Origin of the sequence: Larkinella punicea, assembly GCF_003334855.1 — a bacterium.
Lineage (GTDB): Bacteria > Bacteroidota > Bacteroidia > Cytophagales > Spirosomataceae > Larkinella > Larkinella punicea.
In genome coordinates this window covers 1-14,492 of the sequence record NZ_QOWE01000045.1, presented here as the reverse complement: position 1 = coordinate 14,492, position 14,492 = coordinate 1, and the positions used below count along the sequence as shown (strand labels likewise).

The 14,492-nt window shown below is 51.9% G+C and carries 10 protein-coding genes and 1 pseudogene; 4 read left to right on the top strand and 7 right to left on the bottom strand.

Annotated elements, in window-relative coordinates; genetic code table 11:
• Positions 1 to 784: 784 nt before the first annotated feature.
• Positions 785 to 1,423: an FISUMP domain-containing protein gene (locus DUE52_RS31725; protein ID WP_114410165.1), complete on the top strand. Its 639-nt coding sequence runs from the start codon at positions 785 to 787 to the stop codon at positions 1,421 to 1,423.
• Between the two features lie 448 nt (positions 1,424 to 1,871).
• Here DUE52_RS31725 and DUE52_RS31720 read toward each other — a convergent pair whose 3' ends face one another.
• Positions 1,872 to 3,521 (bottom strand): hypothetical protein, encoded by a 1,650-nt coding sequence (locus tag DUE52_RS31720; RefSeq protein ID WP_114410169.1) that lies wholly within the window; start codon positions 3,519 to 3,521, stop codon positions 1,872 to 1,874.
• A gap of 299 nt (positions 3,522 to 3,820) precedes the next feature.
• Here DUE52_RS31720 and DUE52_RS31715 point away from each other — a divergent pair, with 299 nt between their 5' ends.
• Entirely contained in the window at positions 3,821 to 5,041 is a 1,221-nt protein-coding gene (locus DUE52_RS31715; RefSeq protein WP_229312374.1) for a hypothetical protein, read from the top strand.
• Between the two features lie 94 nt (positions 5,042 to 5,135).
• Here the strand turns inward: DUE52_RS31715 and DUE52_RS31710 are convergent, their stop codons facing one another.
• Together DUE52_RS31710 and DUE52_RS31705 are read right to left on the bottom strand one after the other, a co-directional pair.
• Positions 5,136 to 6,509, bottom strand: coding sequence for a hypothetical protein (locus DUE52_RS31710; protein ID WP_114410164.1), 1,374 nt, complete (start codon positions 6,507 to 6,509; stop codon positions 5,136 to 5,138).
• Positions 6,510 to 6,805: 296 nt separating this feature from the next.
• Positions 6,806 to 8,929, bottom strand: coding sequence for an outer membrane protein assembly factor BamB family protein (locus tag DUE52_RS31705; RefSeq protein WP_229312375.1), 2,124 nt, complete (start codon positions 8,927 to 8,929; stop codon positions 6,806 to 6,808).
• 458 nt (positions 8,930 to 9,387) lie between these two features.
• Here DUE52_RS31705 and DUE52_RS31700 point away from each other — a divergent pair, with 458 nt between their 5' ends.
• A complete protein-coding gene (locus DUE52_RS31700; RefSeq protein ID WP_114410163.1) occupies positions 9,388 to 9,651 on the top strand; it encodes a hypothetical protein in 264 nt (87 codons plus the stop codon).
• Between the two features lie 61 nt (positions 9,652 to 9,712).
• Here DUE52_RS31700 and DUE52_RS33000 read toward each other — a convergent pair whose 3' ends face one another.
• The 4 genes and pseudogenes from DUE52_RS33000 to DUE52_RS32565 form a co-directional block, all read right to left on the bottom strand.
• Complete coding sequence (locus DUE52_RS33000; RefSeq protein ID WP_262511018.1) at positions 9,713 to 9,835, bottom strand: hypothetical protein; 123 nt, start codon at positions 9,833 to 9,835, stop codon at positions 9,713 to 9,715.
• Positions 9,836 to 9,935: 100 nt separating this feature from the next.
• A pseudogene (locus DUE52_RS33235) lies at positions 9,936 to 10,085 on the bottom strand (hypothetical protein); the annotation flags it as partial.
• 68 nt (positions 10,086 to 10,153) lie between these two features.
• The gene (locus DUE52_RS31695; RefSeq protein WP_114410162.1) at positions 10,154 to 12,985 is read right to left on the bottom strand and encodes a hypothetical protein; all 2,832 of its coding nucleotides are present in this window, start codon (positions 12,983 to 12,985) and stop codon (positions 10,154 to 10,156) included.
• A gap of 91 nt (positions 12,986 to 13,076) precedes the next feature.
• Entirely contained in the window at positions 13,077 to 13,238 is a 162-nt protein-coding gene (locus DUE52_RS32565) for a hypothetical protein (RefSeq protein WP_165841075.1), read from the bottom strand.
• A 10-nt stretch (positions 13,239 to 13,248) separates the two neighbouring features.
• Between DUE52_RS32565 and wecB the strand changes: the two genes are divergently transcribed.
• Entirely contained in the window at positions 13,249 to 14,337 is a 1,089-nt protein-coding gene (gene wecB, locus DUE52_RS31690; RefSeq protein WP_114410166.1) for a non-hydrolyzing UDP-N-acetylglucosamine 2-epimerase, read from the top strand.
• The last annotated feature ends 155 nt before the right edge of the window (positions 14,338 to 14,492 follow it).

Here is a 14,492-nt window from a genome sequence, read left to right as displayed (position 1 = left end):
TTCAATGCCAAGATCAAAGCCTTCCGGGCTCAGTTCAGAGGGGTAAGAAACGTCGAGTTTTTCCTTTATCGATTAACGCAGTTATATGCTTAAACCAAGATGCTCCACAACTTTTGCTCTTGATCCCGATTCAGTTGAAACGAGTTAATTAATCCCAATCAAACAACTACCATTTTCCGTACTTTGAATGATTGACTGAATTAATACGTACTATTGATATACAGGAAGTTAGCTAAAGTCACTTTTTCATCCCACGTTTATGAACTTTCAATCTTTCACGATTTGAGTAGGGACTAGTGGGTAGACAGTCGTAAAATTATCTACGCCTGGTACATAGCATGGCGACTTCTTTTGGCCACTCAGGATAAAGTTGTACGTGGTTGAAGGTTGCCAGGTAGGATCAACTAAGGTAGTGTCACAAAGCTGTACCGGTACAATTTTACTTGAACTTTGAGGATCAATATAAAGGAAAGTGCCATGTCCTGAATAAGAGGCTTTCACCTTAACTAATTCCTGATAAATCTTGCTGTTACAGCCGCATTCTGGTGTGATGTCTTTCTTATTACAGGATACCAATAGAGTTAAGATCACTATAACAAAGGTTGACTGTCTCATTGCGCTAAAGGGTTTGACCTTGTAGACCTAAAAAGGGTATACTCCGTTGTAAGGCATTTGAAAATTAATCGATTATGATTGTAAAGAATTCGTCCATTTTGGAAAGATCTCTTACGACTATGTATTTTTAGATAAACCTTATGATGACAACGCTAAACCTGAAATAACAATGATGAAACAATACATCTCTACCGTACTTGCTACCTTGTATTTTAGTCAGGTGGGAATTGCCCAATTTACCGGCACCTTCACTGACTTGCGTGATGGCCAAACGTATAAAACGATCAGCTTTAAAGAAGCTTTGACGGGCAAAACCGTTACCTGGATGGCACAAAACCTAAACTACAAAGTTGAAGGTAGCTATGCTTATGATGACAATGAGAATAATCGAAAAGAGCTAGGCTTGCTTTACACCTGGGAGGCAGCGAAAAAAGCCTGTCCCAGCGGTTGGCATTTACCAACGGATAGCGAATGGTCTCTGCTGGTAAGCCAATTTGGCGGAACTGACCAGGCCGGTGAAACTCTAAAAAGCGTCAAAGGCTGGAATGAAGACGGTAACGGCACTAACAGCAGCGGCTTTAACGCCCTTCCAGCAGGTATCCGCAGAAAAGGTAGTTATGAAGTCCTGGGTACTCTCGGATTCTTTTGGACGTCCTCCCCAGCGGGCGCGGAAGGTAAGGCCTGGGGATGGAACTTTCACTATGGTGGTCCTCCCAGTAGCAATAAACAGAATTTAAAAAAAGCGTTTCGATTCGATGCCGATGTTGCCGGCGGTGTCTCGGTTCGTTGCGTTGGGGATATAAGATAATTGCCACGGTTATGGACACGAAAACAAAACCATACCCAAAGGAATCAGAAAAAAATCCGGATGCCCCTGGGAGGAAGGGCGAGACTATGAGATAAACTACTTTGAATCAATTAAACCTCCCATTATTAAGATTGCCCGCGATCACTACGATGGCTCTTTCTATAAAGGAACCAAAGCTCAGCAATGAAAACAGCAAGAAGAATGAATCGAGAAACATCCATACGAGAACAGGGTTTGTGAAAAATTACCACGAAATTATCAGAAATGCAAAATCAAGCGATTACAAAAGGAGGCAATTGATATAAACTAAACCTCCGTTTTACCAACCAATAAATAAACCTCATATTCTCGTCCTTTCCTGCCCCTCTTTCGGCTTTCAATCAACTTAAACGAAATTTTCATAAACATGCATCCTACCGCTAAGGCCAAGTAAGGAATTCACAAAACATCACCGACCCACGTCCAACTTCACATCCCTGAACATAAATGGGTTATCGCTAACTCTAAGCGATTTTCCGCTGGTAGTAGTTACGTTCCGGAGAATGACCTCTTTGGTTTTGACGTAGGGAAATTTCTCCTGGTAGGAATGGTCGGTCATTTCCGAATTGAAATTAAAGAAAATCGCGGGGCCCTGGTAATTATCGGGATGCCGGGAGTCCTCTATTCGGAGATTTTCAATCGTAATGCGTTCCGGCATGTAGCAGGTGTAGCCAAAATCATGCTGACCGGAGTTGAATCCGTTGATCAGGGCGGCACTGACGGGTTTGCCGTCCGACGGCACGAAAACACAGTTGCGAATTACGAGTTCTCCCTGCCAGGTACTGCCGTAGTCGGAGCGCAGATTGACGATGCTTCTGCCGCGGATGGTGCAGTTCTCCACCAGTAAGAGTCCACTGCCGATGGCATTGATTCCCATGTGTCCCAGAGTCGAGTTGCGGATGGTGGCATTGGCAACCCCCTGGTGGGCATCAAACCGGGAGAGCGTACACTGGTCATACAGCAGATTTTTGCAGAAGTTAGAACCCAGAATCCCCCAGTACCGGTTGTCGTTGATGTCATTGGTTTGGCGGCAATTCACGAAAGACACGTTCAGTGCGCGATTGGCCGAAAGGTCGTACGTACCCATCGTGACCGGCTTACCGGCCGCGCCAATGGTGCTGTAGGTCCGGTGTCCGGTCAGGATGGTGTTTTTAATCGTTACATAGGAACAGTCCCCGATGTTGATAAAACCGCCATAGGGCGCGCCGTGATCTTCTTCGCCCGTAATGCGGTGTTCCAGCCCTTCCACCAGCACGTTGGACCGCCGGATGGCAATGTTTCGGTTGTAATAGGTATACTTCGATTCGGCTTTGTTGGCAATGGTGGTGAATCGTCCACCGGTAATCTTTAGCGGTTTCTCATCGATGGGCAGCGCGGTGATTTCCGTAATCTGGTCGAAATCCCAGATGATTGGAGCGTTCTTATCCACGTTGCCCTGTTTGTCGACCACAAAAATATCGGTTTGCGACGATCCCTTGTTTTGATTGAGCCCAAACCGAATGTATTGTTTTACGTTCGAATTGGTGACCGTAATCAGGCAGGGACCCGGTAAAGACGCGTCGATTTTTTCCTGATTTCTCTTCAGCGAAGATATCGTTTCCAGTTTAAACGGTTTAAGGTCTGAGCCAACCGTGAAAACAGACGCATTGCGATTTTCCACTTCCGTATCGTCAATGATGAACGCTGCCGTACCGAAATCGGTGTCCGTTCGGATGACTGCGGTGCGCTCTTTCCCGCCAATATAGTAGGTTGCGCCCTCATCGGCTTTCACCAAAAGACCGTGCAGGTTGGCAAAGGCATGGGTGGCAGCGATCGCGTCCGAATCATCGGTTTTGCCCTTGCCGCTGGCACCGAAGTTGCTGTAACGCACCAATCCGGCGGCTTTAAACCGGCGGACCTCCTTCGGGTGCACATTCACGTGTACGGATCCGTTTTCCGAATATACCCGGGTTTTCTCCTTTTGAGAGGTAATTACGACACCGTCCAGCGGGTCTTTACTTTGCCCATTTGCCACATAGGCACTGCTGAAAAGCAGAAGCACCGGGAGTGCAAACTTCATCATGCGGTTTAGGATCATTGTCATTTAGGTCAAAAAAAGTAACTTACAGGCACGCAGGCTGGTAAGGCTGGCAAAAATGGGCCAGGAATTCTACCGCAAGGTGACGGCTCTCTACCACAAAAGCGGCAACGGTTCATTTCTTACCCAACGTCAAGCAACGATCGGCCGCCGACCCGGTGCCTGCGTCGATGTGACGGTGGTGGCAAGATAGCAGAACCGAAAAAAACAGGAAGAATGCAATCCAACGGAATGACCCATCCCGGGGTCAACGATAAACCCATTGCCCGGTCTTGGGTCAAATGAGCAAAATTCTAGTTTACGGTATGGTTCGCCTGGTTCTGTTTTTCGGCCTCTTCGTTCCATTGCTGACGGCGTGCAGCAGTGGCAAAACCGCACTTCATCAGGGCAATTTCGACCTCGCAGTCAAAAAAGCGTCCCATCGGCTCAATCAGCCGCGTGGGCTCTTTAAGCGGGGCTACGAAACGGCTCCTCAGGTGCTGAAAGAAGCCTTCCGACATGCGTACAATCAGCATCAAACCGTCATCCGGCGGCTCTCTTCGGCCGCACCGACCGACCCCAATCAACCTGCAACCTTTCGGTGGGAGACGGTTTTTGAGGAATATGTCCACCTGCAAACCCTGACCGACAATGCCCGACGCGGCTTTGTTCGGCAATGCCCGGCCTGTGCGGAGTGGCTGGCGGCCTACCCCGCTTCGTACGTGGATCGGCAAAATGAAGTGCGGGAATTGGCCGCAGCCGACCGATACCAGGCTGCCGAGCAAGCATTTGCGTACCGCGAAGAAAACCGTTTAGCGGCAAAAGAAGCTTACCAACACTACCAGAAAGCGCTGAACTGGGTACCCAACTACCGACAGGCCCGCGCCCAATCCGAAGCGGTTTTGCCTTTTGCCATCCTCCGCATCGTGGTCGACCCCCTGCATCCGACCCGGGAAATTAGTACCAGGGAGAATCGAAAACTACAACAGCTTATTTTTCAACGCGTTGAACGCAACCCCAAACCATCCCCTTTTGTACTGCTTTACCTGCCCACTGAACAGGCAGGCGATGGTTTTCCGATTCATCAGGCCGTCCAGATGCAGGTGACCGGTTATTTGCCTTTCGCCGAAAATACATTCTCCTCTTCCACCACCATCTACAGCAATCAGGCGTATAAAGTAGGCGAGAAAAAAATCAACGACTCCACCAAAGTCGATATCATGGAGAAAGTCAGTGGCACGTTGACCACCCACCGGCTGGAAATCCGCGCCGGCCTGGATTTACGGATGTGGGCGGTGGATACGCAAACAGGAAACGTCTTGTGGGAGGAGCCCCTTGGAGAAAACCGTCACTGGGTTACTGAATGGGAAACCTTTAGTGGAGACGATCGGGCACTCAATGGCAATTTGCTTAAACGGGCCGACCCTTTTCCGCCCTCCCGCTGGCAACTCTACGACAGCATGCGCGACGAGCTGGCCGACGATGTCGCCCGGCGACTGCGATCGAAATACGCAAGGGAGTAGGCAGCCGCAGGGAAGCACTTCTCATAAAGTTGTAACGGGCTAGAAAAAATCAAATACCCTCCGTTTTACAAACGCTAACCAGACGCCATCTGGATTATTTTCGTATGAAATAGGTAACGCCTAACTCAGGGCGAACTGCCGAGGCTCTGCTCAGGGGATAGTTCGAGAACTTTTGTGTTTCAGCCATCAGATCAAGTCGAAACTGATCACTTAGCCTCGCACTGACTCCTGCACCCAATGAAAGCACGTCGATTCCCCGTTCGACAGCCGGATAGGGAAAAGGAGTAGTCCGCAAATCAAAATGTACTTTCCCCATTTGATAAGATCCTTCCACAAAAGGGGCTATTCGGGAGTTTGTTGCATACAGACGCACCATAGGCCCCAGGAGCCAGGAGCGAATAATGGGAAAAGTGGTAAAGCGATAATCCCGGTTGTACTTCCCTTTTAAGCCTACCGCCACCTGATTGAAGATAAAATAACCGCCATATCCCTGGAAACTTAACTCATATTGACGCGACGAACGTTCAGAAAAATAACCCATTCGTCCACCGGTCAGCCAGGATTTTCTCCGAAAGGTCCGGGCGCGTTCCGGCTCATACCAGGAGGCTTGAGGCTGTGGCTGATTATAAGCCGTATAGTGTAGTGTGCCCAGTGACTTTACCTTCCCAATCGAATATTTCAATCCGGCACGATAGCCCATAAAACTGCCGCTATGGGTAAAGCGGCTCTCATAGCGTTCATTGTTGATCTGAATCGGTGACGTTGCCTGGCGGATATAACCCAGGCCCAGATTATAGGTAGCCACTACACCCAGGAATAAGCGTTGAGAAAGCCGAACATCAACACCGAGTTGTGGAGCAAGGGCTAAAGTGAAAATCGCAGTGGGTTGTGGTGTAAACCGGTTGGAGGTGAATAACCGAAGCGTGTCCGGGCCTCTGATCACCCTGGAACTCCCATAACCCCCATACACAAACGTTGATTTAGCCCGGCGGTTATAACGTCCTTGCAAATCAAGCCCGGCCGTTACGATAACCGGCCCCCAGGCGCGGGTATTGGCAATGAGCCCAAGCGATGCGTACGAAAAGGCATCCCCCCCGCCCGAGCTTCCACCGCTCATCAGCGTTACCCGACCCGATGCATCTCTTAATGCGATATGATGAGACATTGAATAAGGTAAACGCATGCGTCCCATGCCCACTTTAAGGCTCAGATGGGAAGTCATACTTCGTTCCAGATTGGCTTGCCACCAGGTGCCCGTGGGCGTCGTAAAGGTAAATTGGTTATCAGGTATGGCAGGCGTAGCGGTAAGTTTACTTCGGGTATGGGCCACGCCCAGTTGCAAACCAACCCGCCAATGCCCTGGTTGGGCAATGACCATAACGGGAACCATTAGGAACCACCAGCCTAGCCAGGCTCCTTTCCAACTAATGCTACCTATTTTTAGTCCGAAATAAGAGAAGTTTCTCATTTACAGCTCGGTTTACCCGAAAAATTGCCCTTCTTATTTAACTAAAGTTTCATTTCGTTTTACCTTACTCTTGTTATAGCAAAATATACTAATAAGATCATTGATAATCAATTTCCGATGGGCGGCAAGCGGCATTTCTTCCGCAATTCAGGAAACCCCTGTGCCAATTCATTCAGGATCAATGCTAAACACGCCATCCGTCACCGGCCTGTTTGTCGATGACCGGTTTGAAGGATCAATGCTTTCCCGTCTGGATATCAACATCAGTACGATGTAAGGGACGGGGTCTAAGACCTTTATTTCAAGGCAAAGGCGATGTAATTTCCCCCGATTTTCTGGCCTCTGCCTCCACCGGCGGCAATCACCACATACTGTTTCCCGTCAACTTCGTAGGTGATCGGGGTGGCAAAACCGCCCGCCGGAAGTTGGTATTCCCAGACCACCTTCCCGGTTTTTTTATCAAACGCCCGGATCTTTTCGTCCCGGGTGCCGGCAATAAACACCAGCCCGCCTGCCGTGGAAAGCGGTCCGCCATAGCTGTCGGTTCCGGTAATGGGAATGCCCTTTTTCGTCAGTTCCGGGTATTCGCCCAACGGCACCCGCCAGAGATACTCCCCGGTATTGAGGTCGATGGCGTTGAGCGTTCCCCAGGGCGGTTTGATGCCCGGATAGCCGTCCTGATCCGTAAACCGCTGCCAGACTTTGCTCACGTAAGCCGGTACGTACGGAAAACCACCCGGGTTGGTGGCCGCCGGAGCCGGGGCGCTGGCGACCGTCGCCGGGCCGGTTTCCCGGTTTAGCAAAAAGGCAACGATGGCATCACGGTCTTTTTCGGACAGGTGCTGGAACGAAGGCATCCGGCCACTGCCGGTTTTCAGCAGCGTTTTGATTTCCTCCGCCGAGCGTTTTTTGCCAATATCGACCAGCCCCGGCAGTTCCGGCCCGCTACCTCGCCGGTCCTGCCCATGACAGGCCGCACAGTTGGCGGTATACAGGGCATTCCCCGCCGTTACCGGGTTTTTCTGCGTAGTCAGGCTGGCCCGTTCCGTCATAACCAGTTCCCAGGGGTCTTCATTGACGTTCTGGTATAGAATTCCCTGCGGATCGATGGCGTTTCCGCCCCATTCGGCACCACCGCTGTAGCCAAACAGCAAGGTTCCGGTGGTGTTGGGGGGCGCAAATTTGTTGTCCGTTTTAATTTTCAAAAACCGCTCTTTCACGTAGGCATGGGCTTCCGGCGACAGGTCGGTAAGATCGGCTTCGGTATACACCTGCCGATTGAGCGGCAGCGGTTTCAGCGGGTATTTTTGCGTCGGATACGGATGTTCGCCGGGCAAGCCGTTCGTGGGCACCTTGCGTTCCTCCACCGGAAACAGCGAGGTTCCCTTATCCCGATCCAGCACATATACCAATCCGTCTTTCGTCGCCTGTACCACCGCATCGACGGTTTTTCCGTTGCGTTTCAAGGTGATCAGGTTCGGCGGACTCGGATGGTCGCGGTCCCACAGATCGTGGTGAATCGTCTGGTAATACCACTTCATTCTGCCGGTTTCGGCCTCCAGGGCCAGAATGCAATTGGCAAACAGATTTGCGCCTTTGCGGTCGCCCCCGTAGAAATCCGAAGCGGGAGAACCGGTGCCGAAATAAACGACGCCCCGTTTCTCATCCAGCGACAGCCCGCTCCAGTTGTTCGTGGCTCCGATTCTCTTATACGCATCCTTCGGCCAGGTATCGTAGCCCAACTCACCAGGCTGCGGAATCGTATGAAAAACCCACTTCAATTTTCCGGTCACCACATCAAACGCCCGCACGTGGCCGGGAGCCGCATCGCCGGATTCGGATACGCTTGAGCCCATCACAACCGTGTTCCGGTAAATAATTCCGGGCGACGTGGCCGTTACCGACAACTTGCTGACGTCATGATCCAGATTGGTCTGTAGCCCTTCGTGCAGATCCACCCGCCCATCGGTTCCGAAACTGGATACGATTTGCCCGTTTTCAGCATTGACGGCGTATAAACTCGACCCTACGGTATACAAAATGCGTTTTTCGTTCCCGTTTTCCCAGTACATCACGCCCCGGTTGGAGTTCAGCCGGTCGTTTTTCGAGGGTTCAAATTTCCAGAGTTGTTCGCCCGTTCCGGCTTTCAGGGCAAACAGTTTCAGTTCGGGTGTGGTGCCATACAGAATGCCGTTGACAACAATCGGCTGGCATTGAATGGCGCGGCCCCGCTTCCGGGCGGGGTCATTCGGATCCGGTTTTTCGGAAGCATCATACTGCCAGGCTACCTGCAAATTCCGGACGTTTTCGGTGTTGATCCGGGTGAGTGGCGAGTGCCGGTTGCCGGCTTTGTTTCCCCCGTAGGCAGGCCAGTCTTTACCGGTATCCGGGGCCGTGTTCCGCAATTCCATGCCCGACATCAGGCAGCTTCCCAGCAGCAAACCAACCGTCAACACATTGTGCATCCGGGTGTTGAATCCTTTCTTGAAAAGATTCATTTTTCGAATTTTCATTGATTACGGTTTAGGAGCGTATTCGAACATCAGGGTCTTTCAGAGCGCCAATACCATCAAATTCTATCCATGGGATGCTCTAACCCGGCGCAAACTATCTGTAAATAGTGCAAGAAAATAATACTATTTGTAAAAATATCCATTTACTAAAAAAAGGGTCAAATTTCCGGCAGGAAGCAGAACAACGGGAGCCGTTTGTCGTTACTAAATAATAATTGGCAAAAATCGATTATCGCAAAACATACCACTTCATCCACGGTTTTCGGCGGCTTAAACCGTCATTTTAACCGCTGACACAAAATTATTTAGCAACTTATTTATCGGAAGTTTACCTTCGGCTTATTAACACATACCACAACCACATCATGAGTGTCGTCATTAAACCAACCGTTAGTAACATCATCAATCTCTGGTTCGGCGCGGATACGCCCATCCGTCAGTACAAGATCAAACTCAATCCCGATCTGTGGGGTGCCTGCCAGCAAACCAATCAGAATTTTACACTGACCCGCAGTCAGCCCATCGAGCAATACCGGAAGTCCGACAAAGTTGCTTTTGCCAAAGCCGTTTTGATGGAATTAGAGCGGAATAAGCAGACACTGGCCACCACGCCCCGCTGTCTGAACTGACCGACAGGTCATAGGTCGCCTTGAAACGTATGCGCCAATGCCGGGTTTTGAGGTTGCTCCGTCAGGAGCTTAACAGCGCAGCGTCGCCGGGCCGCCGGAGCGGTAGCAACGTCAGTTTCCCGCCCTCCCCGTGTGCCGTCAGGTACACAACCGGCTGTTTGATGGGAATCGTTGCGTACCTCACGGCACGCTGGGGTATGAGATACCGTGTCAACTACCGACGCTACGCTGTTCAGTTCCTCCGGAACGGATTGTTCTGTAGAACCATACTTTTACCGAACCCCTCACCGGGTCATGAATTCACAGGAAACAGTGGTGCAGTGGCAATTCGGGTCTTTGGGCGGGGTCCAGCTACCGGTCAGTTCACTTTTTTTGTTCTTTTTCACGTCCAGTTTCGTCCAGGAAAATTTCCCGCGGTCATAGCCGAAGGTTTTGCCATCATCGTCGCAAGGAAAATAATCTCATAGCAGACCGTAAATAGATGGCTTTCCAGACGAATTGCTTATTGAAATACGTACCAGGTTTGACTTTTTGCGGGAATGGTCACCCGAAGCGTTAGTTTGCTTCCATCCAGCGGCTGACTCGCAAACGCGCCGTCCTGTTTGCTCACGGCAACCCGGTTTTTCAAACCGGTATAGTACAAATCAACCGTCAACGTTCTCGTAATCGGCTCATCCAGCGGATTATAGACCATCAGCAGACCTTTCTCTTTTCCGGCAGCATTGACGTGTAGAATGGCGTCGTAATCCCGTCCGTCGGGTCGGCGGAGGTGGATGAGGTCGGCGTCCAGAATGGGGCGGTGTTTCTTGTAAAAACCCACCCATTTTTTCACCACGGCTTTGGTTTCCGGCGCGTCATACAACTGGGGTCCGCGGTAACAGGCCTGCACACCTGCCCCGAACAGATTGGCCATCCGCTGCTCATAATGCGGCAAATGGTCTTTCAGGGGTTCGATGGTAGCCGCCGGACCTCCGCCGTGGTATTCGACCAGCGGCACGAACATCCAGCCCATCGACGGCGTTTTTTCCCAGGTACCGTCGTAAATATTCTGCCGTTCGATAATCTCCTGGTATTCACGGGGCAGCGACCAGTTCGTTTCGCGGTAGCCCATCGCAATCTTGTTGCTCCCTGCCAGAAAATACCAGTCGGGCACGTTCAGGTAAATGCCTTTCCCGCGACACCATTGGTAAAAATCACGGATTCGGGCAAACTGTTTCCACTGCGAATCTTCCAGACCCGCGTGGCCGGGGTGGCTCGTGGAAGCGCAAATGTCGCCCGGATATGAACCGTCGTGTTCCAGGATGTCCATGCCGGTTTCTTTGTAAAAACGGTATAAATTTTCGAAATACCGCTGTCCCCAGCCACTTTCCAGACAGGGCGAATGACCGAAGATGGGACTCATACCGGGTTTCGGCATCACCACGTCATTTTCTTTATCGATCGACCGGCTCGCCAGCAACGAATACCCGCCAATGGCAATGCCTTTCGAGGCTGCGTAGTCTTTCAATGCCTTCATGCGCTGCCGGTTTTGCCGGGTCGAATCTTCGATGTTAAAACCGCTGCCGAACGTCAGAATCGCCATTTCGAAACCGGCTTCCGCGCATTGATCGACGGCTTTTTTCACGTCGGCATCGGCCGAACTGCGGATGTGCATCAGGATCGGATTTTCGGTCACCCAGGGCGCGATCGTGCGGTACATTTTCCGCTGCGCCAGCCCCCGGCGTTCCCGGTCCCCTGAGTCGTAAAGCAATTCCCAAAGCCGCATGCTTTCAAACGGCTGCCCGCGAACAATCTTCTGCCCAACGCCCTGCCGGGGTTGGCAAACCAGTACCGAGGGTGTTTTGAGACTGTAATTTACCTGCGTGCGGTACGTCGCGTCTTCCTGCCATTCGACGCACGCATTTTCGGACGCGTTGGGCGCCATCGACTGAAAAGCGAAATCGCTCTGGGCAAATATCGGCGGCAATTCCCAGCGCCGTTTGGCTTCGACGGAGCTTTCGGCTTCGGTCACGGCCAGGTGTTCGGTTCGGAGATTGTTCAGCACAAAGCCTTCCGCCGATGCGGTTTCGACCGTCACCCATTTGCTGAGCAGCGGCAAACCGTCGTACAGTTCGTAATGCACTTTCACGACCAGCCCCTTCAGAAAATCCAGGTCAGCCCCCGGATTCTGCGGGCCACCGAGCAAGGTCAACTGCTCAATCCGGCAGCGGCCCGTCGATTGGGAAGCAGGCTGCTCCGAGGTATTGCCTTTCTGATCGGTTTTCCCGATCCGGATGCCTTTCGGAACCGAAGCCAGGTCGAGTGTGCGCAGCGTTCTGTAGCCAATACCGTCTTCAGATACCGACAAAAGGACTTTCCCCAACGCCAGTTCGATGCGCAGATACCAGGATTTGGCCGGATCGAAGCCCTCGAAAAACTCTCCGTTATCGCCATTTTGTAAACCAAACTGCCGGTTGCCGGGCGAGAGATAGAATTTCAACGGCGGCCGATCCGCAAACGTGAGCGCCACACCCGGCCCGTAGTACACACTTTGATCCGTTCCCGAGTTGAGTTTGCAAATCACCACGGCGGTTTTTTCAGGCAACGACCGTTCCGCAAACAGGGTGCTGTTGGCCGGAATCTGAATTTCACCCGCTTTGCCTTCATTCGTAAACGACGCGGACTGATTCCCCGGCGACGCCACGATTTTCCAGTCGGGCGACAGACTCCGAAAACCGTCGTCCAGCAGTTTGGTGCGCCGGTCATCGGACGTCAGGCGGTTTTGGTTATTGCGAATGATGTCATCCGTCGTTCCGTACGTAAACGTGACCTCCAGCCCTTTGGGGGGCCAGTCGGCTTTCTGCGTCGACCAGGCCGTCCGGCGGTTCCACTCCATCCGTTTTTTAATCGGAGACACCTCATACGTCAGCATTTTCAGGCTATACGGATCGGCTTTCATGGTTTTGAGCCAGCCGGTCAGCAGGTAATTCTGAATGGGCTGGCCGGTCAGCCCGCCCACTTTGATCTCGTGGCCGTTGATCCAGAGAATGGCTTCGGGCGACACTGAACGCAGCAGCGATTCCCCCGTCGTCAGGTTATCCAGACCGACCGATGCGCCGTTGGGTTCGAGGGAAAACGTTCGGGTAATGAGACCGTTGCTCAGGGCCAGAAAACCTTCTTTGGTTTGATAAACCGCCGATTTTTGGGCTGGCGCAGCCAGAAGCCAGTCGGTTTTGCTCCGCAGTTCTTCGCTGGAATACACCGGCAGACGGGCAATGGATTGTGCCTGAAGCGCCGAAACGACGCCCCACAGAAACGCGATGGACAGGATGGGTCGGATGAAGGAATGGGTCATGAAACGCGATACGAAACAGTCGGTGGTGGGAACGTCTTTTCGGAAAATAAGCGAATTCCGACCGGTTTCCCGATCTCATTGGGGCTTTTTTTTATTCCCGGACGGGCAGGCGGTACAGATTGGCAAAATTACTACGAATGCTTTCTTTCCGCGCGCTGTACTTTGTCGTAAACCGAATCGCGGGCGGTTTTGTCGGTTCGCTTCGTACTGCTGCCCAACCCGTCGGCAGACCTGTTTTCTCCGTCTTCGCCATGTCTAAACCAATCAAGATTCTGAACATTGTCGGTGCCCGGCCTAACTTCATGAAAGTGGCACCCCTCCACCGGGCCTTTCAACACTATCCGCAGGTTCGGTCGATCATCGTTCACACCGGGCAGCATTACGACGCCAAAATGAGCGACGTCTTTTTCAGCCAATTAGAACTTCCGAAACCCGATTATTTTCTGGGCGTTGGCGGAGGGTCGCACACGCAGCAAACCGCCCGGATCATGCTGGAATTTGAAACCGTGATGGTAACGGAAAAGCCGGATCTGGTGCTGGTGGTGGGCGACGTCACCTCCACGATTGCCTGCGCGCTGGTGGCCGTCAAGATGCACGTTCCGGTGGTTCACGTAGAAGCGGGTTTGCGGAGCCGGGACCGGCGCATGCCCGAGGAAATCAACCGCATCCTGACCGACAGCATTTCCGATCAGTTGTTCATCACCGAGCAGGCCGGTCTGGACAATTTAAAACATGAAGGCGTCTGTAACGAAAAAGTGCATTTTGTGGGCAACGTCATGATCGACTCCCTGATGCATTACCGCCAGAAAGCCGCCGAAACCAAAACCGTTGAGAAGCTCGGATTAAAGCCGCAGGAGTACGTTCTGATGACGATGCACCGGCCCGCCAATGTCGACACGGAAGCCGGTTTACGGAGCATCCTGCAAATCATCGAAGATACCGCTCCCTACAAAAAAGTCCTGTTTCCCATTCACCCGCGGACGCTCCACAACCTGGAAAAATCCGGCCTGTCCTCCCGGCTTTCCGCCATCGCCAACCTGACGTTGATGGAACCGCAGGGGTATCTGGAATTTCTGAACCTGATGGAACACGCGGCCCTGATCGTGACGGATTCGGGCGGTATTCAGGAAGAAACGACCTACCTTCAGGTCCCCTGCCTGACCTTCCGCGACAGCACAGAACGACCCGTGACCGTCGAACTGGGCACCAATCAGTTGCTGGCGGACCTGAACCCGGAAACCGTTCACAGCAAAGTACTGGAAATTCTGGAAGGCCGTTCCAAAAAAGGGACGATTCCTCCGCTCTGGGATGGAAAAGCCGCCCACCGAATCGCCGAGATTCTGTTTGCGTGATTGAAGTAATGATAAATGTAAAATGGCGAATCAGTACTGTACGAAGGATTGGTTTAACTCCTTCGGGCTTGGTGTGCTAAGTATTTTCTGAGTAGCTCAACGCCGTTGGGTAAGTCGAGGACTTCCAGAATGACGTTGGCTTGTAGTTCTTTGAA

Bases quoted from the DNA above. Each gene is read 5' to 3' on its own strand.
- DUE52_RS31725 (WP_114410165.1), top strand. From the start codon at position 785: ATGATGAAACAATACATCTCTACCGTACTTGCTACCTTGTATTTTAGT.
- DUE52_RS31720 (WP_114410169.1), bottom strand. From the start codon at position 3,521: ATGAAGTTTGCACTCCCGGTGCTTCTGCTTTTCAGCAGTGCCTATGTG.
- DUE52_RS31715 (WP_229312374.1), top strand. From the start codon at position 3,821: ATGAGCAAAATTCTAGTTTACGGTATGGTTCGCCTGGTTCTGTTTTTC.
- DUE52_RS31710 (WP_114410164.1), bottom strand. From the start codon at position 6,509: ATGAGAAACTTCTCTTATTTCGGACTAAAAATAGGTAGCATTAGTTGG.
- DUE52_RS31705 (WP_229312375.1), bottom strand. From the start codon at position 8,929: ATGTCGGGCATGGAATTGCGGAACACGGCCCCGGATACCGGTAAAGAC.
- DUE52_RS31700 (WP_114410163.1), top strand. From the start codon at position 9,388: ATGAGTGTCGTCATTAAACCAACCGTTAGTAACATCATCAATCTCTGG.
- DUE52_RS31695 (WP_114410162.1), bottom strand. From the start codon at position 12,985: ATGACCCATTCCTTCATCCGACCCATCCTGTCCATCGCGTTTCTGTGG.
- DUE52_RS32565 (WP_165841075.1), bottom strand. From the start codon at position 13,238: ATGGCGAAGACGGAGAAAACAGGTCTGCCGACGGGTTGGGCAGCAGTA.